26 protein-coding genes and 1 other annotated feature are annotated in these 25725 nt (G+C 35.1%); of the genes, 9 read left to right on the forward strand and 17 right to left on the reverse strand.

Translation table 11 applies throughout. The features are described from left to right. Positions 1 to 214 precede the first annotated feature (214 nt). Positions 215 to 1156, reverse strand: coding sequence for an oxygen-dependent tRNA uridine(34) hydroxylase TrhO (trhO, locus tag ACIQXI_RS10650; protein ID WP_402924364.1), 942 nt, complete (start codon positions 1154 to 1156; stop codon positions 215 to 217). Between the two features lie 301 nt (positions 1157 to 1457). Continuing rightward, positions 1458 to 2810: an amino acid permease gene (locus ACIQXI_RS10655; RefSeq protein WP_402924367.1), complete on the reverse strand. Its 1353-nt coding sequence runs from the start codon at positions 2808 to 2810 to the stop codon at positions 1458 to 1460. An 81-nt stretch (positions 2811 to 2891) separates the two neighbouring features. Further along, positions 2892 to 3143: a binding site (T-box leader), on the reverse strand. A 409-nt stretch (positions 3144 to 3552) separates the two neighbouring features. Here ACIQXI_RS10655 and ACIQXI_RS10660 point away from each other — a divergent pair. The 4 genes from ACIQXI_RS10660 (at position 3553) to ACIQXI_RS10675 (ending at position 6241) form a co-directional block, all read left to right on the forward strand. Beyond that, a complete protein-coding gene (locus tag ACIQXI_RS10660) occupies positions 3553 to 3912 on the forward strand; it encodes a GntR family transcriptional regulator (RefSeq protein WP_402924369.1) in 360 nt (119 codons plus the stop codon). A gap of 3 nt (positions 3913 to 3915) precedes the next feature. After that, positions 3916 to 4782 (forward strand): ABC transporter ATP-binding protein, encoded by an 867-nt coding sequence (locus ACIQXI_RS10665; protein WP_402924371.1) that lies wholly within the window; start codon positions 3916 to 3918, stop codon positions 4780 to 4782. Further along, positions 4779 to 5474, forward strand: coding sequence for a hypothetical protein (locus ACIQXI_RS10670; protein ID WP_402924372.1), 696 nt, complete (start codon positions 4779 to 4781; stop codon positions 5472 to 5474). The genes ACIQXI_RS10665 and ACIQXI_RS10670 overlap by 4 nt, the downstream gene beginning before the upstream one ends. A gap of 62 nt (positions 5475 to 5536) precedes the next feature. Then, positions 5537 to 6241 (forward strand): CPBP family intramembrane glutamic endopeptidase, encoded by a 705-nt coding sequence (locus ACIQXI_RS10675; RefSeq protein WP_402924375.1) that lies wholly within the window; start codon positions 5537 to 5539, stop codon positions 6239 to 6241. A gap of 151 nt (positions 6242 to 6392) precedes the next feature. Here the strand turns inward: ACIQXI_RS10675 and ACIQXI_RS10680 are convergent, their stop codons facing one another. From ACIQXI_RS10680 to ACIQXI_RS10700, 5 genes are all read right to left on the reverse strand, one after another. Further along, entirely contained in the window at positions 6393 to 6869 is a 477-nt protein-coding gene (locus tag ACIQXI_RS10680) for a VanZ family protein (RefSeq protein WP_402924377.1), read from the reverse strand. A 179-nt stretch (positions 6870 to 7048) separates the two neighbouring features. Then, positions 7049 to 8173, reverse strand: a complete 1125-nt coding sequence (locus tag ACIQXI_RS10685; protein ID WP_402924380.1) for a Gfo/Idh/MocA family protein — start codon at positions 8171 to 8173, stop codon at positions 7049 to 7051. 29 nt (positions 8174 to 8202) lie between these two features. Beyond that, the gene (locus ACIQXI_RS10690) at positions 8203 to 9033 is read right to left on the reverse strand and encodes a carbohydrate ABC transporter permease (RefSeq protein WP_402924382.1); all 831 of its coding nucleotides are present in this window, start codon (positions 9031 to 9033) and stop codon (positions 8203 to 8205) included. After that, entirely contained in the window at positions 9033 to 9923 is an 891-nt protein-coding gene (locus tag ACIQXI_RS10695) for a carbohydrate ABC transporter permease (protein WP_402924384.1), read from the reverse strand. The genes ACIQXI_RS10690 and ACIQXI_RS10695 overlap by 1 nt, the downstream gene beginning before the upstream one ends. A 222-nt stretch (positions 9924 to 10145) precedes the next feature. After that, positions 10146 to 11483: an ABC transporter substrate-binding protein gene (locus ACIQXI_RS10700; protein WP_402924387.1), complete on the reverse strand. Its 1338-nt coding sequence runs from the start codon at positions 11481 to 11483 to the stop codon at positions 10146 to 10148. A 710-nt stretch (positions 11484 to 12193) separates the two neighbouring features. Between ACIQXI_RS10700 and ACIQXI_RS10705 the strand changes: the two genes are divergently transcribed. Beyond that, the gene (locus ACIQXI_RS10705; protein WP_402924390.1) at positions 12194 to 14299 is read left to right on the forward strand and encodes a sialidase domain-containing protein; all 2106 of its coding nucleotides are present in this window, start codon (positions 12194 to 12196) and stop codon (positions 14297 to 14299) included. Between the two features lie 58 nt (positions 14300 to 14357). On the opposite strand, the gene ACIQXI_RS10710 is transcribed toward ACIQXI_RS10705, so the two are convergent. Next, positions 14358 to 14603, reverse strand: a complete 246-nt coding sequence (locus ACIQXI_RS10710) for a hypothetical protein (protein ID WP_402924393.1) — start codon at positions 14601 to 14603, stop codon at positions 14358 to 14360. 39 nt (positions 14604 to 14642) lie between these two features. After that, positions 14643 to 14975, reverse strand: a complete 333-nt coding sequence (locus tag ACIQXI_RS10715; protein ID WP_402924395.1) for a hypothetical protein — start codon at positions 14973 to 14975, stop codon at positions 14643 to 14645. 122 nt (positions 14976 to 15097) lie between these two features. On the opposite strand from ACIQXI_RS10715, the gene ACIQXI_RS10720 reads away from it, so the two are divergent. After that, positions 15098 to 15637, forward strand: coding sequence for a DJ-1/PfpI family protein (locus ACIQXI_RS10720; protein ID WP_402924397.1), 540 nt, complete (start codon positions 15098 to 15100; stop codon positions 15635 to 15637). 223 nt (positions 15638 to 15860) lie between these two features. Next, on the forward strand, positions 15861 to 16193 hold the full coding sequence (locus ACIQXI_RS10725; RefSeq protein WP_402924399.1) for a CotD family spore coat protein: 333 nt from the start codon (positions 15861 to 15863) through the stop codon (positions 16191 to 16193). 41 nt (positions 16194 to 16234) lie between these two features. Here ACIQXI_RS10725 and ACIQXI_RS10730 read toward each other — a convergent pair whose 3' ends face one another. Beyond that, the gene (locus tag ACIQXI_RS10730; protein ID WP_402924402.1) at positions 16235 to 17812 is read right to left on the reverse strand and encodes a sensor domain-containing diguanylate cyclase; all 1578 of its coding nucleotides are present in this window, start codon (positions 17810 to 17812) and stop codon (positions 16235 to 16237) included. A 506-nt stretch (positions 17813 to 18318) separates the two neighbouring features. On the opposite strand from ACIQXI_RS10730, the gene ACIQXI_RS10735 reads away from it, so the two are divergent. Further along, a complete protein-coding gene (locus ACIQXI_RS10735; RefSeq protein ID WP_402924403.1) occupies positions 18319 to 18573 on the forward strand; it encodes a GlsB/YeaQ/YmgE family stress response membrane protein in 255 nt (84 codons plus the stop codon). Positions 18574 to 18742: 169 nt separating this feature from the next. On the opposite strand, the gene ACIQXI_RS10740 is transcribed toward ACIQXI_RS10735, so the two are convergent. The 4 genes from ACIQXI_RS10740 to ACIQXI_RS10755 all read right to left on the reverse strand — a co-directional run bounded on the left by ACIQXI_RS10740 (position 18743) and on the right by ACIQXI_RS10755 (position 23770). After that, positions 18743 to 20023, reverse strand: coding sequence for an oligosaccharide repeat unit polymerase (locus ACIQXI_RS10740; protein WP_402924404.1), 1281 nt, complete (start codon positions 20021 to 20023; stop codon positions 18743 to 18745). 523 nt (positions 20024 to 20546) lie between these two features. After that, positions 20547 to 20942 carry a WapI family immunity protein gene (locus ACIQXI_RS10745; RefSeq protein ID WP_402924407.1) on the reverse strand — a complete coding sequence of 132 codons (396 nt, stop codon included), beginning with the start codon at positions 20940 to 20942 and terminating at the stop codon, positions 20547 to 20549. 276 nt (positions 20943 to 21218) lie between these two features. Continuing rightward, positions 21219 to 22625: a YfcC family protein gene (locus ACIQXI_RS10750; RefSeq protein ID WP_402924410.1), complete on the reverse strand. Its 1407-nt coding sequence runs from the start codon at positions 22623 to 22625 to the stop codon at positions 21219 to 21221. A gap of 530 nt (positions 22626 to 23155) precedes the next feature. After that, the gene (locus tag ACIQXI_RS10755) at positions 23156 to 23770 is read right to left on the reverse strand and encodes a flavin reductase family protein (protein ID WP_402924413.1); all 615 of its coding nucleotides are present in this window, start codon (positions 23768 to 23770) and stop codon (positions 23156 to 23158) included. Positions 23771 to 23988: 218 nt separating this feature from the next. On the opposite strand from ACIQXI_RS10755, the gene ACIQXI_RS10760 reads away from it, so the two are divergent. Next, complete coding sequence (locus ACIQXI_RS10760) at positions 23989 to 24399, forward strand: MerR family transcriptional regulator (protein WP_402924416.1); 411 nt, start codon at positions 23989 to 23991, stop codon at positions 24397 to 24399. Positions 24400 to 24569: 170 nt separating this feature from the next. Here the strand turns inward: ACIQXI_RS10760 and ACIQXI_RS10765 are convergent, their stop codons facing one another. The 3 genes from ACIQXI_RS10765 to ACIQXI_RS10775 form a co-directional block, all read right to left on the reverse strand. Then, positions 24570 to 25001: an NUDIX hydrolase gene (locus ACIQXI_RS10765; RefSeq protein WP_402924418.1), complete on the reverse strand. Its 432-nt coding sequence runs from the start codon at positions 24999 to 25001 to the stop codon at positions 24570 to 24572. 166 nt (positions 25002 to 25167) lie between these two features. Further along, positions 25168 to 25440, reverse strand: a complete 273-nt coding sequence (locus tag ACIQXI_RS10770; RefSeq protein WP_402924420.1) for a GNAT family N-acetyltransferase — start codon at positions 25438 to 25440, stop codon at positions 25168 to 25170. A 13-nt stretch (positions 25441 to 25453) separates the two neighbouring features. After that, a complete protein-coding gene (locus tag ACIQXI_RS10775; RefSeq protein ID WP_402924422.1) occupies positions 25454 to 25660 on the reverse strand; it encodes a (4Fe-4S)-binding protein in 207 nt (68 codons plus the stop codon). Between the last annotated feature and the right edge of the window lie 65 nt (positions 25661 to 25725).

Genomic DNA, 25725 nt, shown 5'->3' on the forward strand with positions numbered 1-25725 from the left:
TAAATCCTGTTACATTCTTTTGAATACCCAGTGTTTATTTACGTTAAACAGTTTCAACTCTATTCCCTCTCACCTTCTGAAATCGCGACTTTCTTTTTCTTACAAAAGAAAAACACCCAATGCAAGAGAGCACACAAGTCCAATGTTGAGTTGGACAGTATGGTCACTTACAAAGAGTGCTTTTAGTACCTATATAGTTTTTGAAGTTATAAGCTTATGCTTGTAACGCCGCAATGGTTTGAGCGACTTGCTCTTCAGTTAAATTGTGGCGCACGATGTAACGGTTGCGTTCATGCTTTGTACAGTCGATTGTACAGCCACCTAAATGTTTTGCTTCATTTTCTTCTGTCGCGATAATTTGCTTATTACATTCAGGGTTTGCACAGTTAATGTAACGTTCACAAGGTTCACCGTCATAGTGATCACGACCAATAATTACATGTTCTACTTGGTTGATTGGTACCGTTAAACGCTCATCAAATACATACATTTTACCGTCCCATAATTGGCCTTTCGTTACAGGATCTTTTCCGTATGTTGCCACACCGCCATGTAATTGACCGACTTCGCCAAAGCCTTCACGTTTCATCCAACCTGAAAACTTCTCGCAACGAATACCACCTGTGCAATATGTTAAAACATTCTTTCCTTCGAATAGCTCACGATTTGCACGTACCCATTCCGGTGTATCACGGAAGTTTTCTACATCTGGTCGAATCGCGCCACGAAAATGGCCGACATCGTATTCATATGTGTTACGCACATCTAATACTACAGTATTGTCATCTTGCATTTCAGCAAGGAATTGTTCTGGTGACAGGTAGCGACCTGTTAGTTCATGCGGGTTTACGTCTTCTTCTAAACCTAAGTTTACTAGCTCAGGACGTGGGCGTACGTGCATTTTTTTGAATGCATGGCCATCTGCCGCATCAATTTTGAAAACAATGCCTTCAAATAATGAGTCTGCTTGCATGTTTGCCATGTATTGCTCTGTTTGCTCAATCGTACCTGAAACTGTACCGTTAATACCCTCATTGGCTACTAAAATACGACCTTTTAAACCGATTTCTTTACACATTGCTAAATGCGTAGCTGAAAACGCCGCCGGATCTTCAATCTTTGTGTAATGGTAATATAATAAAACTTGATAATTCATTTGTTTCCACCTATCATCTCATATATTTGCAGGATATACCTGATAGTGTCTTTTACGACCTTTTAACAATAAAGGATTTTGATTTAAAATGCTATCGGTAATTAGGCTGAAATGGCTAATGAGGTTGTCAGCTAACAAAGTATTACGCCATAATAAGAAAATTTATCTTTATAAATTGCTTTCAATACAGCTAACCTACTCTGTATAAACTAAATTCAAAGGAAAACCCCAAAAATGTTGGTTTCACAGCATTTCTAGGGTTTTCGGTCTCTTACCAAATCAGTGAAGTAGTACAGTTTAATTATTTCTTTACTTTATAGCCAATAAATAAGATTAAAAACCAAACAGGTGCGACATATAGGGCCACACGCATATCTGGAATAAACGCCATTAACACAATAACCATTAATAAGAATGCAATGGCAATATACGTAGAAAGTGGATAAAGCGGAATTTTGAATTTCAGTGCGTCTACTTCTTCTTTCGTTTTTGCTTTTCTAAATTGCAATTGTGCTAATAAAATAATCATCCAGCTTGTAATAACTGCAACAGTCGCAACAGCAGAAATATAGATGAACACTTTTTCAGGTACAATATAGTTTAGGACAACCGCAATTAATAACACCGCGGCAGAAAATAAAATCCCTCTTTGCGGACTACCGTTTTTGCTTACTGTTTGGAAATATTTCGGACCATCTTTTTGTACAGATAAGTTGTGTAGCATACGTCCGGAACCATATAAACCACTATTAAATGCAGACATTGCCGCTGTAATAACAACAAAGTTAATAATATGAGCCGCGGCAGGAATGCCAACGTAATCGAAAATTTGAACAAACGGGCTACCTTCTGAACCAACTTCGTTCCATGGATAAATAACCATCATAACGCCTAATGCACCAATGTAGAAAATCAAAATACGCCAAACGATGTTGTTAACAGCTGCAGGAATTGATTTGCTAGGATTTTTTGCTTCTCCTGCTGAAATACCAACTAATTCAACCCCACCGAATGAGAACATAACTAATACGAGTGACATTAAAATACCATGGAAACCATTTGGCATGAAGCCACCGTGTGCCCACAAATTATCGAAACCAATTGCTTCCCCGTGGTTGCCAACACCGAATAAAATAATGGCTAACCCTAGAATAATCATACCGATAATCGCAACCACTTTAATCATTGCAAACCAGAACTCGAATTCTCCGTATGCTTTAACATTTGCTAAGTTAACTAATGTCATTAAAACAAGGACTACAAGGGCAGTTACCCATTGTGGAACATCAGGGAACCAGTAGTTAATGTAAACACCGACTACTGTTAATTCTGCCATACCAACAACTATCCACATGAACCAATACGTCCAACCTGATAAGAACCCAGCAAAGCGACCTAAATATTTATTCGCGTACGTACTGAATGAGCCTGATACCGGTTCCTCTACTGCCATTTCACCTAATGCACGCATAATGGTGAAAATAACTAATCCGCCAATTAAATAAGCTAGTAATATAGATGGTCCAGCCATTTGAATGGTTGAACTAGAGCCATAAAATAATCCGACTCCAATGGATCCGCCAAGTGCAATTAACTGCATGTGACGCGTACTTAATCCGCGCTTTAGCTGTGAATCTTGATGATTGTCTTTCATAATGTCTTACTCCTATCACGTTTAGATTTTCAAATACTTTGTTCAAAAAAGGAATAAAAAAAAACGCCCTTTTGGATTAACCAAAAGGACGATTCAACTCGTGTTACCACCTTTAATTTATAAGCAATTCACATTACTTACCTTAAGAAGTACGGTCATTTGACGATACTCGCGCACATGATTACGGGTGCTTACCGGTGTAGCCTACTTAGAATAATCTTTTCGGTACACAGCTCCAAGATGAATTCTCAATTGTTTTACATGCACCTCTCATCGACCGGTAACTTGCTGTTCGTAAAAATAATTGATACTATTTCTTTTCATAGCCTTTGTTCTATACAAATATTTTTGAATTGTTTTTCATTTTACGAAAAAAATATTTTTTTGTCAATAGAATTACAGAAAGTATTTCAACAAAGTTCATAAAGCTCTCTCAAAAAAGACATGTTTAACTTTAGAAAATCATGTATACATGATTATGCTTTATAACCTTATACATGCCTTTTACATCAATATTCAGCAAGAAAACATCTCATCTTTAGAAAAGGTGGGCTTTTTTGAATCTTTAAAAATTCTTAATAAGCTTTGAATATAACCTTTTATGCAAGCCTTTTACGTAAGGGTCCAAAGTATTTGCTCTTTTTATTTACAGAAAAATTTACCAACAATAAATTGACAATTTAATTACGACGTTGTATGGTTAGTTACACAAGTAATTAACCAGTTAACCAGGAGGTGGATTGTGATTTATTCTTTAAGCAATGAAAAACCAATCTTCCAACAAATTCGTGAACGGATTGAGGATGCTATTCTTGATGGGCATCTACAGTCAGAAGATCGCATTCCATCGACAAATGAATTTGCCAAGGAATATCAAATTAATCCTGCAACAGCAGGAAAGGGTGTGAACGAATTAGTGGAAAAGGGTGTCATTTATAAAAAACGAGGCGTAGGCATGTTTGTTAGCACTGACGCACGGAAAATTTTAATTGCAGAACGCAAGGAAATTTTCTTTGCACAACATATTGAACCGTTAAAAAAAGAAGCAATCCGTTTAGGTATCTCAAATGAGGAATTACAAAATATGTTACAGAGGGGATAACTTATGAAAATCGATGTGAGAAATGTAAGTAAATCGTATAAGCACAAACATGCTTTAAAAAATGTATCGTTTACTGTTGAGGGGCCAAAGATCATCGGTTTCTTAGGCCATAATGGTGCGGGTAAAACAACATTCTTAAATCTTCTAGCAGGCCTTATGTCAACAACAGAAGGGCAAATTTGTGTCAATGGTGAGAATATTTTTAACGCCCCTGTTATTTTACGAGATATTTGTTTTATAGCAGAGAGTGGGAATTTTCAAGAAGATATGACAGTTGCGCAATGTTTAAAGACCAATAGTTATTTTTATCCAAAGTGGGATAGACAGCTTGCCAACGAACTACTTGAAGTGTTTACCCTTAACCCAAAAGACAAGGTACGCAATCTTTCGAAAGGGATGGTATCTGCACTCGGTATTATTACAGGGTTTGCAAGTAATGCATCTATTACGATTTTCGATGAGCCCTATATTGGACTAGATGTTGTGGCAAGAAATATATTTTATGATTTATTAATTGAGCAACAAATAGAAAACCCAAGGCTGTTCCTTTTATCGACACATTTAATAGATGAAGCTAGTGAATTGTTCGAGGAAATTCTTATTTTGCACGAAGGTGAATTGTTGCTACAAAAAACAATGGAGGAATGGGAAAAATGTATCGTTGCCGTTAAAGGAAGCACAAAGGATGTTGAGCTTGCGATTACTGGCTTAGAAGTAATTTATAAGCACACTTTTATGCATGAGATGACTTCGATTGTATATGCCAGTGGTCTTGCGATTGAAGGGAATGATATTACGCTCGAAAATGTATCTTTACAAGACATGTTAGTGTATTTAAGTAAACAGCAGAAAGCGAGGTTGGTGAAATGAAAACCGTACAAGGTAGCTTATATGTATTATTTCAAAGCTATAAAAAAAGTAATATTATTTTTTGGAGCATTTTATTTTCCATCATCCTACTCTCATTTTTTATAGATACCTTTTTTGGGCAGTATGTATCCTTTGCCATGACGATTTCAATACCTGTCTATATTTTTTATTGTGTAAAGGGGTCAAAAATTTTAAATAAAACATTACCTTATTTTTTAAAGCTTGGCTTAAGTCGTATGCAGTATGTTTGTAATATTGGTTTATTTTTTATCGTTTGGAGCCTTGCTGGCGCTTTTATCATTGCATGTACACATAAAATCATTGCCCTCTTATCTAACCTATTACATTATGAAAATATGATTATTATTCACCCTATTTCATTTTTCAGCGATTCGGATTCATTCTTTCTAACAATGACGATGGATACGGTGTTATTACTATTCTGTCTCATTTCAAGCTTGCTTTTAAACGTAGTCTTTTACCGCTTTGGGACATTAGGTGGTTACAGCTTTATTGGCATACTTGCGTTGATTCCGATCATAATGGTCATTTTCGAATGGTGTACCCCCTTGTTTGAATTACTATCGAAATTCTCTGCTCTTAATGTCATTGCTAGCTTATTAGCCATTATTACTGTCATCTATATTGTCATCTCAAGTGCATTACGAAAAGCTTCCGCAATTCCATCATAAAACGGTCTAGTAGGACATTAAATAAAGAAAAGAATTTCATTAACCTCGAAGGGAAGCACAAAATGAAAAAATTCATTTTTAAAATTATTGGCTTAGAAATGCTTCTTATATTTTTTTATGTGGCAAACGGTGCTTTTGTATCCATTCAACAGCCGTCCAGTCCTTTTTTACAATTTGCTTTGTTGATTCCTTTGGCATTAGGCCTCTTTCTTTATATTGCCGTCAAAAAGAAATGGCGCCAGTACTTCTTCCATTCAATCAATAAGGAAAATATAGTTGTATACTCACCGCTTGTAGTTGTGTTATGTATTATTTTAGTTAGCACAAAAGGCTTAAATTTTTCATCACTTAACGATTTATTACTTATGTTTATAATGCAGATGTTTATAGTTGCATTTATTGAAGAAACAATTTTCAGAGGCATACTACTACGCATGTTGTTGCCTAAAGGAACTTTTACTGCCGTTTGGATTTCCAGCATACTTTTTGGTATGACACATACACTGCAGCTGATTGGAGGACAATCGGTTGAAGATACTATCATTCAAATTATTTATGCACTTCTAGTAGGACTTGTTCTTTCATTACTTATTATCGATGGTCAATCCATCATTTTGACGATTCTCTTCCATGGCTTCAATAATTTCTTTAACTTTATGGGGAATGTTGAAAGTTCAATGTTAACAGCCTATATAATCATTTTTGTACTATTTGTATATATGTTGGTTTTATGGAGACGTGTAAAGAAAAAGGCAGTCATACAATAAAAGAGTAGAAAGCATCTTCTCGTCATTTTAGCTATCAATCGCTAATCTAAGTAGAAGGTGTTTTTCTATGGAATTGGCATCTGCTAGAAAAAGCATTACCATTCGCTCGCCCTGTTCAGGTTCGCCCGTTGGTAATGCTCCATTGCTATTTTTAGCTGCCGTTACTACCAAGTGACTTACCTTTAACGTAAATCTTGCTAAAAGCGACATAAAAACTGTACCCAACAAGACAACCTATCATATTAAGTAAAATGTCATCAACATCAAAAAAACCGAGCATAGTGATAAATTGAAGTGTTTCAATCCCAATAATACAAATTGTGAAAATTATTAAAACTTGTTTTAAATTACTATATCGTTTGTAAATTATAGGTATGAACATTCCCAATGGAACAAAAGGAATAATATTGCCTAAAATGTTCAAATAGGCATATGTATAAGTTATATCTTCTAAATATGGTGTAATCGTTCTCATTGGATAAATATTATAGTTCCAAAAGCCAGCTTCTCTACTTTGCTTAATGATCTTAATTCGCTCGGTGAAACCATTTATCTTTAAGACAACGAAATATAGCAGCAAACATACATAAGCTATAAATAAAAATTTCCATGTCCGTCTTGCCTTCATTGTCCTTCCCCCTCCACATATTAGTACAATTTACCATATTAACTGTTTTTCTGCTATCATTAAAATCCTTTCAAGAGCTTATCTCACTATTATCAAAAAAGGACATTATCATGAGCTTGTCCTGTACAGGTACGCTCACTGATAATGCCCAACAATTCAATTTATGTTGCCATCACATATTACTGTTGAAAAACACCTTTTGAAGTTACCTCTTCCACACTAACTTTGCGATCTTCATTTAGTGACAATGTAAGCGCATCTGCCGTAGCAATCGATGCTCTAGCAGCAGTACCGTTTAATAAAGGAATAAATTCTTCTTCAACTTCTGCTCCTTGCATAATGCTATGGAAATACTTCATTTCTTTTTCCATGATCGAATGTAGCCACATTGGTGGTGTTTGGTTTGGTTTACCATAGGCAATCGCTTGGTCAGATTTTAACCCGCTATAAATTCTTGAACGGTCCTCATCTTCTTCTTTCGATTCATGCAATAAATATCTCTCTTCTTTTTCTGGTGTTTTTAACACGACTTTGACATCTTGCAAATCAATTAAAATAGCACCTTTTGTCCCTTGGATTTTCACATAGTGATCGCTCCATCTAAAGGCAGATCCATATTGTAATGTTGCAAAACGTTTATTGTCAAATTCAAGCGTAATTAATAACATATCATCTTCATCACCGAATTGTTCCCCTTGGTGGGCAACGTTGCCGCCAACCATCGATACACGTTTAGCTGGTCCCATTAGAAATTGAATAAAATCTAGTTCGTGAATATGGTGATATAAATGACCACCAGAAAGTTCTCGTTGTTTTTTCCAACTTACTTCTTTTTGTGCTTCTTCCCAGCCATTGCGTTCTGCATGACAGAAAAGAATTTCACCAATTTCACCTTCGTTAATTAATTTCTTCGCTGTACGTACACCGTTCATAAAGTTCATGACATGACCTGCCATAAAAGTAACACCATTGCGTTTTGTGATCTCAATCATCTCATTACAATCTTCATAAGATAAAGCAATTGGCTTTTCACAAAATACATGTTTGTTATTTTGTGCAGCACTTAAGACCGGATGCTTATGGACACCGTTCGGTGAAGCGACAATAATTGCATCAATATCCGCTCGTTGACACAATGATTCGATATCTGATTCAACCTCACAATTTAGTTCTTCAGCAACTGCTTCTGCATTCTTTGGATCATATACTGCTACAATCTTTGCATCTTCTAAAGTGTTCAAGATTCTTGCAAGACCAGCTCCAAAATAGCCAGTCCCTACTATTCCATAATTGATTTGAGTCATATTTTTTCTCCTCTCAATGTAAACAATGATTATTTTCCTGCGCCATCTGATAAACCGCCTGCAATCTTATTTTGGATAATCATAAAGAAGATAATAGAAGGTAGAATAACAATGACCGATGCGGCCATCATTTCTCCCCAATCCAAAACTTCTGAGCCTGTTAAAGAATATAAAGCCACGGATATTGGCATCTTTTCAGAACTATTAATAAGAAGCAAGGCGAATAAAAACTCATTCCAAGTATTAATAAATGTATAAATAGCAGTTGCTACCACACCTGGCGCTACAATTGGTAGCACCACTTGTAGAAAGGTACGCATGATACCTGCGCCATCTACCTTTGCCGCTTCCTCAATTTCTAACGGTACGGTTTGGAAGAACCCAATCAACATCCAAATTGCATACGGAATTGAAAAAGAAAGATATGTGATAACTAATCCCGTCCATGTATTTACTAGCCCCACTGACACGATAATAATTGAATATGGGACTGCCAAAAGAATAGGCGGGAACATATAAGTTGTGATTAAAATTTTTGTCATTTTCTTTCCTGCTTTAGGGAAGAAACGAACAATACCATATGCCCCTAAGGCAGACACTACAATCGTAATGATTGTTGCTGAAAAGGACACTAATAAGCTGTTTTTAATATTAGTCGTAAATGATAAGTCATTTAACACTCTGAAATAATAATCAAACGTTATTTTTTCAGGAAAAAACGACAAAGGATTATTAGCCATTTCCCCTGAGGACTTTACTGACGATACAATAATCCACAGTAAGGGAAAGACCGATACGATGGCTAATAACGTTAAATAAATATAATTCAGTGTTGTAGATAATTTGTTTTTTCCTGCCATCAACGATCCTCCCTTTCCCATTTATCAAGTAATTTAAAGTATAAGAAACAAACAGCAAGTAAAAATAACAATAATATTACTGTAATGGCAGAAGCGACACCCAGTTGCTTCATACCCCAACCTGCTTTAAATGCGAAGATTGGTAGTGTTGTAGTAATATCTGAAGGTCCGCCTCCAGTAATTAAGTATAGGATATCGAAGTTATTAAAGACCCAAATCGTTCTTAACACTAATAATAACCCGATAACGACACGAATATGTCGAAGTGTAATGTGCCAAAATACTTGGAATGCCGATGCTCCATCCATTTGGGCTGCTTCATATTGTTCTGAAGGAACCGTCTTTAAAGCAGATAAAATATTCACCATAAATAGTGGTGCTCCAAACCAAATATTAATTAATACGACAACGATAAATGCTAAATCTGGATTAGCTAGAAAGTTAATATTCACATCAGTGATACCAATTTTAGTAAGTAAATTAGGTAAAAATCCGTAAACATCATTTAAAATATATTTCCATGAAAAGGCAATGACGATTGCTGGAAACGCCCATGGAATAATCAATAAAGTACGATATAAGCCAGTGAATTTTGGAATTCTATTTAAGGCTAACGCAGCAGTAAAACCAACTAATAATTGGCCAGCTAACGATAAAACAGTCCATTTTATTGAATTGAAAAACGCTTTATAAAAATCCGGATTGGTTAGTACAAATTTAAAGTTATCTAACCATACAAAGTCGTAAAATGGACGAATTAAATTTTTCGAGGTAAAACTAAAATAAATACTCGAAAAAATAGGATAGATTAATAGTAAAATAACTATTAATACAGATGGTAAAACGAACAGCATGCCCGTCCAATTAAAGGGCTTCAGCTTCTTTTCCATGTCTCGTCTCCTTTCCTGTTATGTAGAGATCCAATTAGTTCACTTAAAAGTCGACAACAAATCGGCTCCATTTTTTATCACTAGTTCTAAAAATCTAATATCTACCAGAGCAAATACTATTCAACTAGCTTTGCAGTGAACAACTGGTGCTTTCAATAAGTTAAAAAACAAACGCTCTCATAATGTATGAGAGCGTCGTTAGTTGTGTAGCCCGAGCTCTGCTTATTTTCCTAACATTTTAAATAAGTCATTTAATTCTTTTTCTGCCTTTTCAGCAGCTTCGTCGACAGGTACATTTTTAAGCACGATATCTTGGAACATTTTTTCAATAGTCCCTTGACTCACGATAATACCTGATTGTAAAGTTGGACCATTTTCCATTCCGATTGCCGTTCCTTTATCAACAGCGTCACTAATAACTTTAACCGCATTATCAAATTTCTGAATTGTCGGGTTATCTAAGAATGCTGGATCTTCAGCAATGTCTTTTAACGCTGGTAGCATACCTGCTGGTACAGAATGTAAGAATTTAATGTATTCTTCTTTTTCATATAAGCTTTCTACAAATGCTTTCGCGATTTCAGGATGCTTACTATTTTTCCATACGACAACTGGGATGTTTGATGTTTCAATTCCATTGTCTGGATCATTTGCATTGATTTTTGGCATTGGTGCAGCATCAATTTTATCAAGTAACTGTGGAGAGTTCGTTTCAACTCCTCCGATTTGGAAACCACTATTAAAGTCAAATGCTGTTTTTCCTTGATAGTATAAATTCGCCTGATCTAAAACTTTATAATTGACTGAGCCTTCTGGTGATGTAGCTTTGTACATGTTTATCCAGTAGTTAATACCATCGATTGCTTCTTTACTTGTTAAGTTTGCTTTGCCATCTTTCGTAATTAACGTTTCACCTGCAGAACGAACATAAAAATTCAAGAAACGAGTTGCCATCATGTCGCCAGACCCCATAGGTACTGATAATCCATAAACATTCGGAGGATTATTTAACTTTTTAGCTGTTTCAAATAGTTCATCCCAAGTTTTTGGTACTTCTAATCCTGCTTCTTCTAATAAATCTTTTCTATACCACATAACTTGTGCATGAGAATACAGTGGAATCGAGTAATTATTATCATCAACTGTACCTTCTTTTAATGGCGCTTCATAAAAACGATCTCTACCAATGTTATCAATCACATCATTTAATGGTACAAGAGCATCCACATCAATTAGTTCTACGACATGGTTTGGCAATGCTGTGCTGACATCTGGAACTTGTCCAGATTGCAACCCTGTTGTCCATTTCGTGTAAAACTCAGGCCATGCAAAAGTTTCAATTTTAATTTTTACTTTCGGATGTTCCTTCATAAATGTATCTGCTGCCGCTTGCATAAATTCAAGTCTTGGTCCTTGTGTGAAGGAATGCCAAACTGTAATTTCCCCTTCAAATTCTCCTGAAGAACTTTGGTTCGTTGTTGCTTCTTTTTCTCCATTGCTACATGCCGTCGTAATCATCATAGCTAATACGACGAACAGCAATAACAATTTCTTTTTCATTTCATTACCACCCTTCTTTTGTTTTCATTATGTTGAACAATTTTCAATGGTATGTAATTCCCTGCTGGATTTCTTCCAATGAAGCTTTACATTGCTGATACCGCTAAAGATTGCTCTGTGCTGTTATTAATCCCTGACCTTACCCCATCAGTCGAGCTGTCAACACCTATTAATCTACTTGTAGCTGTTAGAATTGACCATGTACCCCTTTGTCCGCTCTTATGTCTGAAACATCTTCTAGGTTGTTATACACAGCAGAAAAAACGCTTTTAAAATTTTCTAATGTCATTTTCTCCCCCCACCATTTTCCTTATTAATTTGATACCGCTTTCAAATGAAATATACCAAATTAAAAATAAGTTGTAAATAATTTTCTTTATATTTTAAATTTTTGAAAAAAAAATCCACCAAAAACAGCCCTATTATTTTTATTTTCGATTCAAGCATTTCAAGCATTTCAACCATAATAAGCAAATTTTTTTCCCTTAAAAATTTTTTTACTTTGAAAAAAGCAATGTTGAGAATTTTTAGAATATATGTATAATTCACCTTTGTAAGGATTTCAGCGATAAAGCAAGATCCTCACTCAAAAATTCCATTATTTAGTAAGGAGGTATTGATACGAATTACCGATACATCTTATTAGACAGTCCTACTAAGGAAATTAGTCTACGAGGAGTTTTTTACACTAATATACGAGGAGGCTTATTATGAAATGTAATTACAAAGTAGTCGGAGCCATGACATTGCTTTTAGGACTAGGTTTTGGCGATGTGAATCCCACTTATGCAAGTGCCGAAAGCGAAGTTACAAGTAATCAACTGCAAACTGTTAGTGCACCGATTTTCGAAAAAAATAATATAGTATTAAATAACCAAGGATTAGATGTGACGAATGAATTAAAACAAGCACTGACATCCGATAGTGCTACAATTATTATTAAATTTAAATCAAACAATCAAAATGCATTGCAATCTTTGTTTGGTATTTCTAATAAAGACGCTGGTTTTAAAAATAACTATTTTGATATCTTTCTCCGTAATAATGGTGAATTAGGTATAGAAGTTAGAGATGCCAATGCCAATATTAACTACCTGATGGCAAGACCTGCATCTCTATGGGGCAAAGATGAAAATGGAGAAGTTTCGAACACAGTCGCATTTGTATCCAATGCACAACAAGGTAGTTATGCGTTGTATGCAAATGGTGATAAAGTTGTAGAAAGTAAAGTTTCATTGTTTAAAGCAATACACAACATTACTGGCGCCAATTCCTTTGTGATAGGCGGTGTAAACCGCGCAGGAGCACTAGATTTTAAGTTTAATGGCGAAATAGAGTCATTAAAAATCTACAATGAACCTTTAACGGATGCACAACTGAAAACTGACACAACCAACGCCACTACAGACAATCTGATATTCAAGGCTGGCGATGCAACAAAAGCTAATTATTTCAGAATTCCCGCATTATATACGTTAAATAATGGCAGAGTTCTTGCAAGTGTAGATGCCCGATACGGAGGATCACATGATTCGAAAAGCAAAATAAATATTGCTACCTCTTATAGTGATGACAATGGGGCCACTTGGTCTAATCCTAAACTAGCATTAAAATTTGATGACTATGCTGAACAAACAATCGATTGGCCTCGAGATGATGTAGGTAAAAATATTCAAATTAGTGGTAGTGCATCCTTTATTGATTCCGCATTAGTGCAAGATAAACAGACGAATAAAGTTATTTTGATGTCTGATTTTATGCCAGCAGGTATTGGAAACCAAAATGCATTAAAAACGGATTCAGGCTACAAAACAATCAATGGACAAAACTATTTAAAACTGAAATTTGGTGCTGAATCGGCTTATAATTATTCGATTCGTGAAAACGGTATCATTTATAACGATATAACAAATACAGCAACTGAATATAGTGTAGATAATTACTACAATATAAAAAAGAACAATGAATATTTAACGATTGAGCAGTACTCTGTTAAGTTTGAAAATGGCAATTTAATTGAGTACAAAAATGGCAATCAAGTTAAAATGAATATTTTTTATAAAGATTCAATATTGAAAGTAACACCTACCAACTATATAGGTTATACGACAAGTGATAATGGCGGAGAAACTTGGAATGCTCCTGTATTATTACCACCATTTCTTGGATTAACGTCAAACGCTTCCTACTTAAGTCCTGGACAAGGTTTGGTGTTATCTAATTCAAATCGTATTATTTTCTCTTCTTATGCAAATAAACAAATGGTCTATATTATTAGTGACGACAACGGGCTGACGTGGACACATAAAACTGCTCCACTGCCATTTACTAATGCAACGGCTGAAGCACAAATGGTAGAGATTCAACCTGGGGTTATTCAAACGTATTTAAGAACAACAACGGGTAAAATAGGTTATATGACAAGTGTGGATAACGGAGATACTTGGAGTGAAGTGAAGTATTTAGATATTGTCCAAAATACTTCATATGGTACTCAACTATCGATTATTAAATATTCTCAGCTTATCAATGGTAAAGAGGCAGTTATTTTAAGTACACCAAATTCCACATCTGGCAGAAGAAATGGCCAGCTATGGGTAGGATTCATCGATAAGGCTACTAATACAATTAACTGGAATCACAAATACGATGTCGATTATCCGCAATATGGCTATTCGTATTCTGCTCTAACAGAATTACCAAATCATCAAATTGGATTATTATATGAAAAATATGATGCGTGGTCTAGAAATGAGTTACATTTAAAAAATGTATTAAAGTACACTACTTTATCGATTGAAGATATTATGAAGTAAGTAGAGTTAAAAATAGGTGCTTCCTTATCAATGAACAAGGAAGCACCTTTTCTGTGTTTTAAAAAATTTCTTTAATAACAATGGACTCCCATACTTCCTTTATTGGCAAGCCACCAAGTTTGACTTGTTGAAGTAAATCGTCCATATCTTTCCCGATTATTTGACTAGCTGCATCATAAAATCGCCAAAACATAAACTGACCAGTTCCACGACCAATATAGTAGCTTTCGCTCATGTACAAAAAATGAATTTCTCTTCCGACCCGTAAATCATCCAGCAAATTCTCATAGTAGTAATTATCCATCTCGTTCCCCTTTGCTTCAAACGTAAATTAAGTTTTTCACTAGTTTAATGCACCTATTATTTGAATCAACTTGCCATTATAAGCATCAATTACAACCGTTGTGCTGCTATTATCCAAATGGAACGTAATTTCCCATTGCATTCGGTTAAACATTCGATCCAATATTCCATTTTGATTGAATAACTGGGTTTGTATTTGTTCCGCTGCTAGTTCCCGTACATTGACTTTTATTGGTGCCATATATGTATGGTCCGGTGGCTTATTTAAATACATTTCTGCCTGTAAAACAGCATCTCTAGTATCTAATATTGTTGGCTTATAAAAATAGAATATTAATAGTATTAGGCATAGCAAAGTAAATTTTTTTTTCAAAACTTATCTCCTTTGTGCTATCGGCGGTTGTGACAAGTTTACCTCGCAACGTTTTCCATATTATACAATATATATAATAAATAAGGTAATATAGTAATAGCACATACTAAGAGGTGATCGCAATGAAAAAAACAGCCGTATTATTATATCCGCAATTTAGCGAGTATGAATTAAGTGTAGCAATGTCGATATTAATGCAAGGTAAAAAACCCGTTGTGACAGTTGGTTTACAACATCATAAGATTATGGGCGAGTCCGGATTAACTTGTATAGCAGATAGACACCTAAGTGACATTGATAGTGAAGACATTGATAGTCTTTTGTTACCTGGTTGTATGGATATTATGACTTTAGTTGATGAGCAAGCGCTTTTCGATTTAATTAAAAAAGTACATTCAAAAGACGCAGTGATTGCTAGCATTTCTAGCGCACCCTATCTTTTAGCAAAGGCTGGCGTATTAAAGAATAAAAACTATACAGTTGGATTGTCACTTGAAGGCATGAAGCAATTAGATGTTTTTGACCTTAATTATTATAAGGATGATGTAGTCGTTCAAGATGGTAATATAATAACCGCTAGAGGAAGAGGTTTTATTCAGTTTGGCATTGCTTTCGGGAAAGCCTTACAGCTTAAATTTTACAAAAATTGGTATCGTAAATAATAAGCAAGGCTAGTTCTGACCATTTATCGGCGAGAACTAGCCTTTTCATTACTGTAGATTTCCCCATACATCAATAAATCGCTGATTACACGCTTGCATCGCTTCACCTTCGGGGTGTTTAAGAGATTTAACTAGTCCTTAGTAGGCATACAAATAGACCAATTAGTCTTACATCTCATATGTTAATTATGAACCACAACTTATCAAAACAGGAGGGAATAACATGTTTAAACGCAAGCGTTACCATGGAAGAGGACCGGGACCACAATGCTGCCCACCGCAAACAATGCCAACACAATTTGACCCACCACAATTTTTACCACCAGAGCAATATGTACGGACAAATTATATCCATACAGTTGTACCACACGTTCAGCCGGCACACATTACAACAGTTAACAAACATATTATCGATCATCAATACTACTTCCCATGCACTGAGAATGTAGTAAATGAATGCTGTGAAAATCATACACTTTGTGGTATGCCACATAATCACTGCCATATGCCACAGCACCATATGGGTCAACACCATCATATGGGTATGGGCTATTAATTTTTTTATGCGATGAGACGTTTTTTGTCTCATCGCTTTTCTCACATATGGACTCTATTATTTTCTCCAGCGATTTTTACTTGGTTACGACCTTCTTGCTTCGCAAGATATAGCGCACTATCTGCCGCTTCAATCAATGCTTCTGTCGTTTTTGCCATTAATGGATATTGCGCAATTCCAGCAGATAACGTGACTGGACGGCCACATGGACTATTTGTGTTTGCTAAGCGTTGTCTTAAATCTTCTGCTATTACCATAGCTTCTTCAGTTGTTGTATTTGGCAATAGAATAATAAATTCCTCACCACCATAGCGACAACAAATATCGTTTTCACGTGCTACTGCTTTCATATTTTGGCCTAAAAATTGTAGCACTTTATCGCCTACTGCATGACCATACGTATCATTGACACTTTTAAAATGGTCCAAATCCAGTAAAATAATCGAGTGCATCAAGTCATTTTTGTGCCATTCCGCAAGCATGGCATCCATTGTTCGGCGATTCGTCACACCCGTTAATGGATCCGTTGTCGATTGATCTTTAAAATAAGTTACTTGCCCTTGTAAAAAAGACAAGCTACGAATAAGCGCACTCTTTAAATAATATGCTTCAAAATACCAACTGCGGACAGATTTTAAGCCTTCGACATTTCTCGAATCTAAACTTTCTTCTGTTAAGGTTGCTAACTGCTGCAATGGACGGGCAATTCTTGCGGCAGTCCACAGTAAAATAATAATAGACATTAGCATGATTGGGAGAGCCTTAATTGCTACATCTTTGACTCGATCAAATGAAGGCTCAAGTGCTACTGCTAACGGTCGTTGCGACACGACTCCCCAACCAGCTAGTGGCACTGCACTATATCCTGCCAACATTTCGACACCCATTGTATTCGTTACTAATTTTGCGCCATTTTTTCCAGCAACGACATCTTGGACAGCCTTATTTTTTATCACGACATCATTAATGCGACTTGTGTCTTGGTGATAAATAATGCGTCCATCTTCATCGACAACAAAAACATAGGAGCCATCATGATAAAAATGTTCTCCTAGCAGTAAATTAAAAACATTTTTTTCCTTTAAATAAATAGTACCTGCAACCATTCCTAAATATTCGTTTTTCGCTGAAAATATAGGATAAGAAATAAAAATAATTAGTCTGCCTGTAATACCTTCATATGGTTTAGATACGAGGGGCGTCTTTTTCGCTAATGCTTCTTGAGCCCCTGATGAAGTTAAATACTTCCCTTTGACGTCAACAGAAGGTGGTGAAACAGACAACACAAGACCATCTGCATTCGTCACGATAACGGAGTTAAACATATTATTTTGCATCTTTAAGCGATCAGTTTCTAAATCTAATGCAGCTTCATTGTTCATGATAGATTCTACATGCCCCGCACTATAACCTAAAATTTGAAAGGCTTCTTCCAAGTATGCACTTGCAGTAGTTGCCAACTTTTGTGCATACACGCGATTCGTTTCAAGCGAATTTTCCTTTATCGAATCAACATTCATACGATAGCCACTCCATATACTACCGATGCTTGTCAGGAAAAATGCCGCCATTGCTAAACCCATTATCAAATGCTTTAGCCTTAACTGTCGTGTTTTCATTATCTATTCTTACTCCTATTATGTATTTTGACTATTTTATTCATGAAGTATAAAGACTGTTCTTCTCTTATCTATTAAAACACAAATATCATTTCATTTTACAAGTTTCTTGTATATATTAAAAGTATTTGACAAAGAACTAATGTTAAAGACCTAAAAAATAACAAGAAAACTAATCTTTTTATTTTAATACTTATAAAAATACAAAACTATAATCTCGATATTTTCATTATTTTTGATAACTTCCTCTAATTTACTGTATTTATTTGCGAATAACCTATATTTCAAGAGGTCATATCATTAGAAAGTAACATTACATTAAATCCTAAATGCTACCTTTGTTTTTTGATTAAAAAACACTACAAAAACGCAATAGATATATAACAATTTCCGCCATCATACTTTCACAAATTATATTTTTTTCACTTTATAGTTTAAAAAGTTTTAATAAAGGTTATAAACCACTATAGCAAAATATTTAAAATACAAAATAGGAGTTGGACAGTATGAGTTTCATTTGGTTTTTAATAATTGGTGGGATTATCGGTTGGCTTGCAGGCCTAATTTTAGGTAAAGATATCCCAGGTGGAATTATCGGCAATATTATCGCAGGTATTATCGGTGCATGGATTGGTGGAATGCTTCTTGGAAGCTGGGGTCCTAAAATTTCTGATTTCTTTATCTTCCCTGCGCTCCTTGGAGCAATTATACTAGTGTTCATTGTAAGCTTCATTATGAAATCATTACGTAAAGCTGCATAAGCTAAATAAATATAAAGACGGTCTTCCACAGACAAATCTGTGAGAGACCGTTTTTATTTGTTCTGTTAACCTTCTTTTAAATATCACAACCCCCTATCCATGTACAGAAAATTCAGTAAGGAATATATGTAAAAAAGACCATCCTATTAATAGGACGGCCCAATCACACTTAGTATTGAAGTCTTTTCTTATCATTTTTAATAACTGATGACGCTATAATGACAAAACCTAACATTAATATAAAGATCAAATCAAGTAAACCTGTATGCATTGTGACACTAAACACGGTAATAACAAATGCATAAGCAACCGCGTGGAAACTGCGAATACCAGATTGTTTTACCTTATTATAAATTAGTGAAATCAATACACCATACAATAAGAAGCCAATCGCTACTAATAAATAGCCCCCATCAAGGAATAGTTGACCAATAAATGTGGGCGTTGTAGTTCTTGATTCACGTGTAATATACTTACCTTTCTCCACACCTATCGAGTTAACAACCTTTGTAACTTGCATACGAGGCGAGATCTGCTCACCTGGTAAAATCGTATTGAAGATACCACGGTGAATTTCTCCATTTAGATAACCTTCTTGCTGAGTGTACTCTATGATAGTACTTAACACTATATGACCTGTTACACTTTCCTCATTTAATCGACGCATCCACAATGGTGTTTGGTTTACCTTATATTCTGCAGTCACGAGTTTTTCTCTTTCTTCAGCTGTCAATTCTACATCTGGCTGATCCCGTTTATTGAAATCAATCGTTGTATCTTCTGTTAGTACTCGTATAAAGCCAAACATCGAGAATGCTACAGCAATGACGAATAATGCCGTAAGGAACCAAGTCAGTTTTACACGTTTTACAACATAGTGGAAAATAATAATGCCTGTAAATAGCATAATGATTAGTGGCGTACGATAGCCCATTAATAAAAATAAGAACATTACAGTAGCGAAAATCGAACCATAGACGAATGCTTTTTTCCACGTCATTTTCTCTTCCAAAATCATTTTATAAGAAAGTAATAACAAAACTCCGAACCATAATAATTGGCTAAAGAAATTTAACTTAGGATCAAGATTTCGACGATTCGATTCATCAGAAATACCTAAGCCTCCGCCAAATATCATCATTAAATAGCAAGATAATCCAAGTAATGTTAATAGTACAATAAAGTGAATCACATATTTCCCTAAGAACGATAGTCCAAATGATGGGATTGTCCATTTCATTTTATCAATGATGTACACACCTATGTAATAACAAAAAAGAGCTAAAAAAACAGCCGGCCAAATCGACTCCGTTATTTTAAATTGTTCATACCGGTGAAAATCAAATAAACTAGTAAAAAAATAAAGTACTAATATAAAAGGTAAAAAGAAATATGGTGAGAACATATCAATTCTATTAATCTTTGCTAAAGTTTCTTTTATTCTTTTCATAAATGTCATACATCTGTATTAGATGCTATTGCCCTCCCATAGGATGCACTAGTAGTAACTCAGCTCTACTTTGTCCATTTTATTTTTTCAGCATGTAGGCATTACTTTGCAATTATCCCCCCCTTGTTCCTTTTCTATAAAACGTCCAAAATAAATATAGGTTCCAAATATAAACAAATATTCCATCATTAATTATAAAGATATCAGCGTTATATATGCAACTGACTTTTTGGGAAGTTAGCGATTTCTTTAAATAGATAAGAAGCATTTTCTCTTACATCTATTTACTAATTTTAAAAAAGACTTCCTGAAAAAAGGATGGTAATCGTTCAGTACATCATCTTGCACAGTACTATCGGAACCCTTTTTAACTATTTGTATAAAAGCTGTATAAACCATAGTTAAAGAAAACCCAAGAAATGTTTGTTTAACTGCATTTCTTGGGTTTGGGTCTCTCTCCAAACTTTGATTTGGGAACGATATTATTAATGGCTTTGTATAAATATTACTCTTAATATTTCAGCTAAATGTATGGTTCAACAACTTTTTTCATACCTAACAATGATGCAGGTAAATGACTTTGATCTATCATAAATTCAAATTCCAATTTATTTTCTTGACTAGGGAATTCTTGAAATTTGCCTTGCAAACTAATTTGTCCAAATGGATTAAATTGAAGCGTAAAATACAAAGCTCCATCTAAATTAGAAAATGCAATATTACCTTTTAATGTTTGATAAGCTTCTTCAAGTTGTCGATATAATGAAACAATTTCATCTATTGTAATCCAAATTTCCGCATTCATTACATAGTAATTTCCACTTTGAATGGATACTGTTCCTTGAGTTTGCCATTCTGTTATTTTGTCTAAATTTATTTCAATAAATCCTTGATTAGCACCAAGTTTAATTTTATCCAAAATTCATCACCTCTTACTAGAATGCTACCATAAAAGCCAGTATTGCTTCCCATGCATTTATCCTTTCTTTTCTATACAGTCTCATAAGTGGGAAGCTTTTTGGGCTTTATACAGCTGAACTTAGGTATAGAGCAAGTTAAAAAAAGATTGGATGATTGTATTCAAAATTTTAATCACAGACCTATGAAAGCAAACTAAAAGACCTGAGTCCAATACAATGTGGACTCAGATCTTGAAAATTGCTTAAAATATTTTTTGGTTAAATCACTTCATGTTTTAAGAAATCCCTATGGCAACTGCAACAATTAATGCAAGACAAGCAATAACTACCCACCCAAGTATCATCTTCCAAATAAATTTAATCCACTTTTCATATGGGATACCTGCAACTGCTAGGTACGCCATTAATGCAGATGAAGTAGGAATAATAGAGTTTGTTAGGGAATCTCCATATTGAAAGGCTAAAACAGCCACCTGTCGTTCTAGTCCTAATAAATCAGTAATTGGAATCATTATTGGCATTGTTGCTGCTGCCTGTCCACTGCCTGATGAAATAAATAAATTTAAAATTGCTTGGATAATTAACATGCCGATTGCGCTAATAGCATGTGGTAAATGTCCAATTGTTTCGGATGCTGCATATACAATCGTATCAATAATTTTCCCCTGTTCCAAAACAACTGTTATGGCACGGGCAAATCCTACAATTAAAGCACCAAACGTTACAGCCTTAGCTCCATCAATAAAAGAATCAAAGATCGTGGCGGGTTTTAAACCACCAATTAATCCGGCAACTAACCCCATAATTAAAAAGGATGCAGTTAGCTGTGTTAAGAACCATCCCCAATTGAAGACACCATAAATATTAAAGCCAATCCCACAAGCCATGACAATAAATACAAATTTATGCTTTCCAGTTAATGTAGGAATGTCAATCGCTGTTACATTGGATTTAGCTTTTTGCTCAATATCATAAATAACGCTTGCCTGTGGGTTCTTTTTCACCTTAAAAGCATAACGAGATACATAGAAAATAGCAAAACCTAATACAAAAACATAGACTACTGCTCGGAAGCCAATCCCTGAGAATAATGGGACATCTGCTAATGATTGCGCTACACCTACTGTAAAGGGATTAAGCATTCCTCCGAAAAATCCACTGGCAGCACCAAGTGTGATCATGGCAGTTCCTGTTATAGCATCAAAGCCCATCGCGCGTGCAATGGCCACCCCAATAGGTACGAATATAATTGTTTCTTCCGCCATCCCCATTGTAAAACCACCAACAGAGAATAAAATCATCGATAAAGGGATAAGTAATTTTTCTCTGCCTTCTAAAGCTTTTACGCCTTTATAGACACCAGCTTCTATCGCACCTGTTTTATGAATAATTCCAAATACACCACTAACTAAGAAAATGTAGAAAATAATTTGAGCTCCTTTTTCAAGGCCCATTGGAATCGCTGTAAACATTTCGAAAAACGAAACTGGATCACTTTCAATATGATGATAGCTTCCATCTACAACGAGCATTCGCCCTTCCTCATCTTCCACACGATCAAACTCACCTGCAGGAATAATATAACTTAAAATACCTGCTAAAAAAATAATAGCAAAAATAATGGTATATGTATGAGGTACTTTGAGCCAACTCCTCTTCTTTACAGTCTGTTCATTTTCCATTAAATCACACTCTTTTCATAGATTTAGACACATAGCAACTTTGTCGTTAATATGTCGTTAATAAAAAATAAATATACAGGAGTAAGAATTCTTTGTAAAGTCTTAATTTTCCACCGTTTCAAAAAGTAAATTGGTTGGTTGCCATAAAATCTCTTTTAGGAAAACCTTAATAATTGATAGAACACAGCTACTAAACTTAAAAAATTAGGGCCTTTTTATTGATGAACTGAAAAATTTTAAAGAGATAATTGCTATGCATGAACGTAATCTTGGAAGTGCGCTGGTATGTTAATGTGGCCTTATAGTATGCGGGATGTAAATTACTTACAATACTATGGCCCTTTAACTGAAAAAAAGCGCTGATCCTTATTACAGAATCGCGCCCAATGGTTGAATATAACGCCCCTTCCAATGCTTAATAATGTTATTAATAATCGCCATCAACAGCTTGTCTTCGATAGGTCCTTAATCCTAATATTTATTGCCTAAATCCCCTTGAACCAACAAAAGTCATTAAGCTTACGCCACTATCAGCTTCGTTGGGGGCTTTTCAATGTAAATAAGTCCGACATTCTCGCATAATGAGGCCCCGCGAGACGACCTACCGGCTTAAGTTTGGCAACATCTATTTTTCCGTCTTTGTAGAGTGTATCTTCGATGTGTATTTTAACTACCCGACCAATTACGAGGTTTGATGATCCTGGTCCTTCCCCAAACGTTAGCATATTCTCCAACACACATTCCATTTGTATGGGGCTTTCTTTAACTCGATACGGTAACACTTTCGAGCTGGGAATAGGTGTTAAGCCGGACTCTTGAAACTCATCTATGTCTGGTGAAAATTCTATGGATGTTTCATTCACTTTTGTTACAATATTCTCTGTCACAATATTGATGACAAATTCCCCTGTTTCTTCTATGTTACGAGTAGTATCTTTCTTCGTACCATCTTCGGGTCGAATCATAGGAGCAAAAGCTACCATAAATGGCCAAGGACACACGCCGCAAAAATTACTGAAAGGGGCAAGATTGGGAATACCTCCTTTTGAGATAGTAGATACCAAAGCAATTGGTCGAGGCAAAATAGAGCCTGTATATAATTTGTAGCTGTCTTTCCACGTAAGATTTTCAGGTGTAATTTCCACGGTTATTTCATCCTTTCTTGATTAATTCGTAAATTTAATGATTCATACCTTTATTATGGCGATTCCTCCTAAACTGTTATGGATGCAGTATACAAATTAGAGTCAACTCGAAGTCAAGGATAGATTTAAAAAGAGTGCTAGTACGTATAACTTGACTTAGAGCTAGCTCTAAGGTGTACGATAACCTCATTCCAGTCTTACAAAGGAGGGGGCATTTAATGCTTACCATTAGCCAAGTGTCAGAAAGAACAGGTTTAACACCATATACATTGCGTTATTACGAAAAAATCGGCGTTCTGAAGGGACCCAGTCGCAACAAAGGCGGTGCACGGGCATATACCGAGAGCGAAGTTTCATATATACAGTGTTTAAATAATTTGAAGAAGATAGGTTTATCACTAGAGGAAATTACAGAATTTACACGCGAAGGTTGTGTAATGGAAAAAATACAGTTAGGGGAAGATCCTATTAAATTTACTTCTACATTAAATAAACGGACAGAAATACTTTCGAAATATTTATTGGATTTGGAAGCTAAGCAACAGGAATTGAGCGACATGATTTCACTTACAAAGGATAAGCTAGCCGGCTATTACGAACTTTCTAAAGGTAGCTACGAAGCTCCTTAGCAAGTTGCCCATGAACTTATACATTGGAAAAGCATTGTTAAGTATTTTTTTACTCATCAAGCTAGCCCTTTCATAAAAATGAGCGCTGATTCTAATTACAGAATCGCGCCAGATTGTTGATAATTGTTATTCGATTAGAAACTCTATTCTTATTTTAAATAAGGATTTATTTAAGATTGGATTCTCATCAAAGTCTCGGCTTGGGTTATGCTTTTCTTTAAATAAATTGGTGAATTCGGGTGACTTAACACTTCCCTTGTAGTTAACCATAATACCTTTTCTACTTCATCAGTACTTTTGGAAAATGCTTCTCCTGATTCATATTCACAAAGAAAGACAATATCCACTACTTGTTGACCTTTGTCTGTTACAAACGATGTGCTTTGTACATAATTTAGCCTGTCTTTTACTTGCACTCCGACTTCTTCAAAAATTTCTCGCTTCACTGTTCTCTCTAAAATGTCCCAGGAATCACCTTCTTGCTCTACCTTACCACCAATTAGAGAAAGCAGACCACCAGCATGTTCCTCTTTTTTGCTTCTTTCAATAATAAGCCACTTATCATTTTTCCTTACCGCACCTTCAACATTTACGATGAACATTTTGAAATACCCCAATAAATTAAATGTATTACTTCTTATTAATTTTTCTCCTTAATTATTGCGTAGATAGGTCAGGTGAATTAAGGTACTATACCCAACTACTAAAGGAGAAAAGCAATATTAAAAAAAGTAGAGAAGTAATATAAATTACTTCTCTACTTTAAAGTTACCCTAATAACTTTTGATATTCAGCGTTCTTTTCAAACTCAGCTTTAGCGAAAGGACAAAGTGGTATGACTTGTAATTTTTCTTTTTGAGCATATTCAACAGCAGCTTTTACTAGTTGTTGTCCTACATTCTTACCTCTTAAATGTTCTGCTACATGAGTATGATCTAATATTATTCGCGTTTCTCCTACTCGAACAAAATGGACTTCCGCTTCGCTATTTTTCTCGTCACCTATATAAAATGACTGACTACCTTGTTTAATTTCCAGCAACATTATTCCCACCTTATATTTTATATGTTAATGCACGGCTTGGACATCTATCTATTACTTCTACTATTTTTTTAGCGTCTGCTTTCTCAACAGAAACCCATGGTCTAGCTTTTACATTAAAAACTTCCGGTAATCCTTTTACACATTCAGCAGCATGTGCACAAATTTCTCCATCGAAATAAACTGTAATTTCTTCACCTTTATACTCTTTTATTGCCATTTTATATCACTCCTCAAGTTTTTCTTAGCATCCTAATTAACTATTAATCTAATCTCTTTATGAAA

This window comes from Lysinibacillus sp. NPDC097195, from assembly GCF_044762075.1.
In the GTDB taxonomy this organism is placed as follows: domain Bacteria; phylum Bacillota; class Bacilli; order Bacillales_A; family Planococcaceae; genus Lysinibacillus.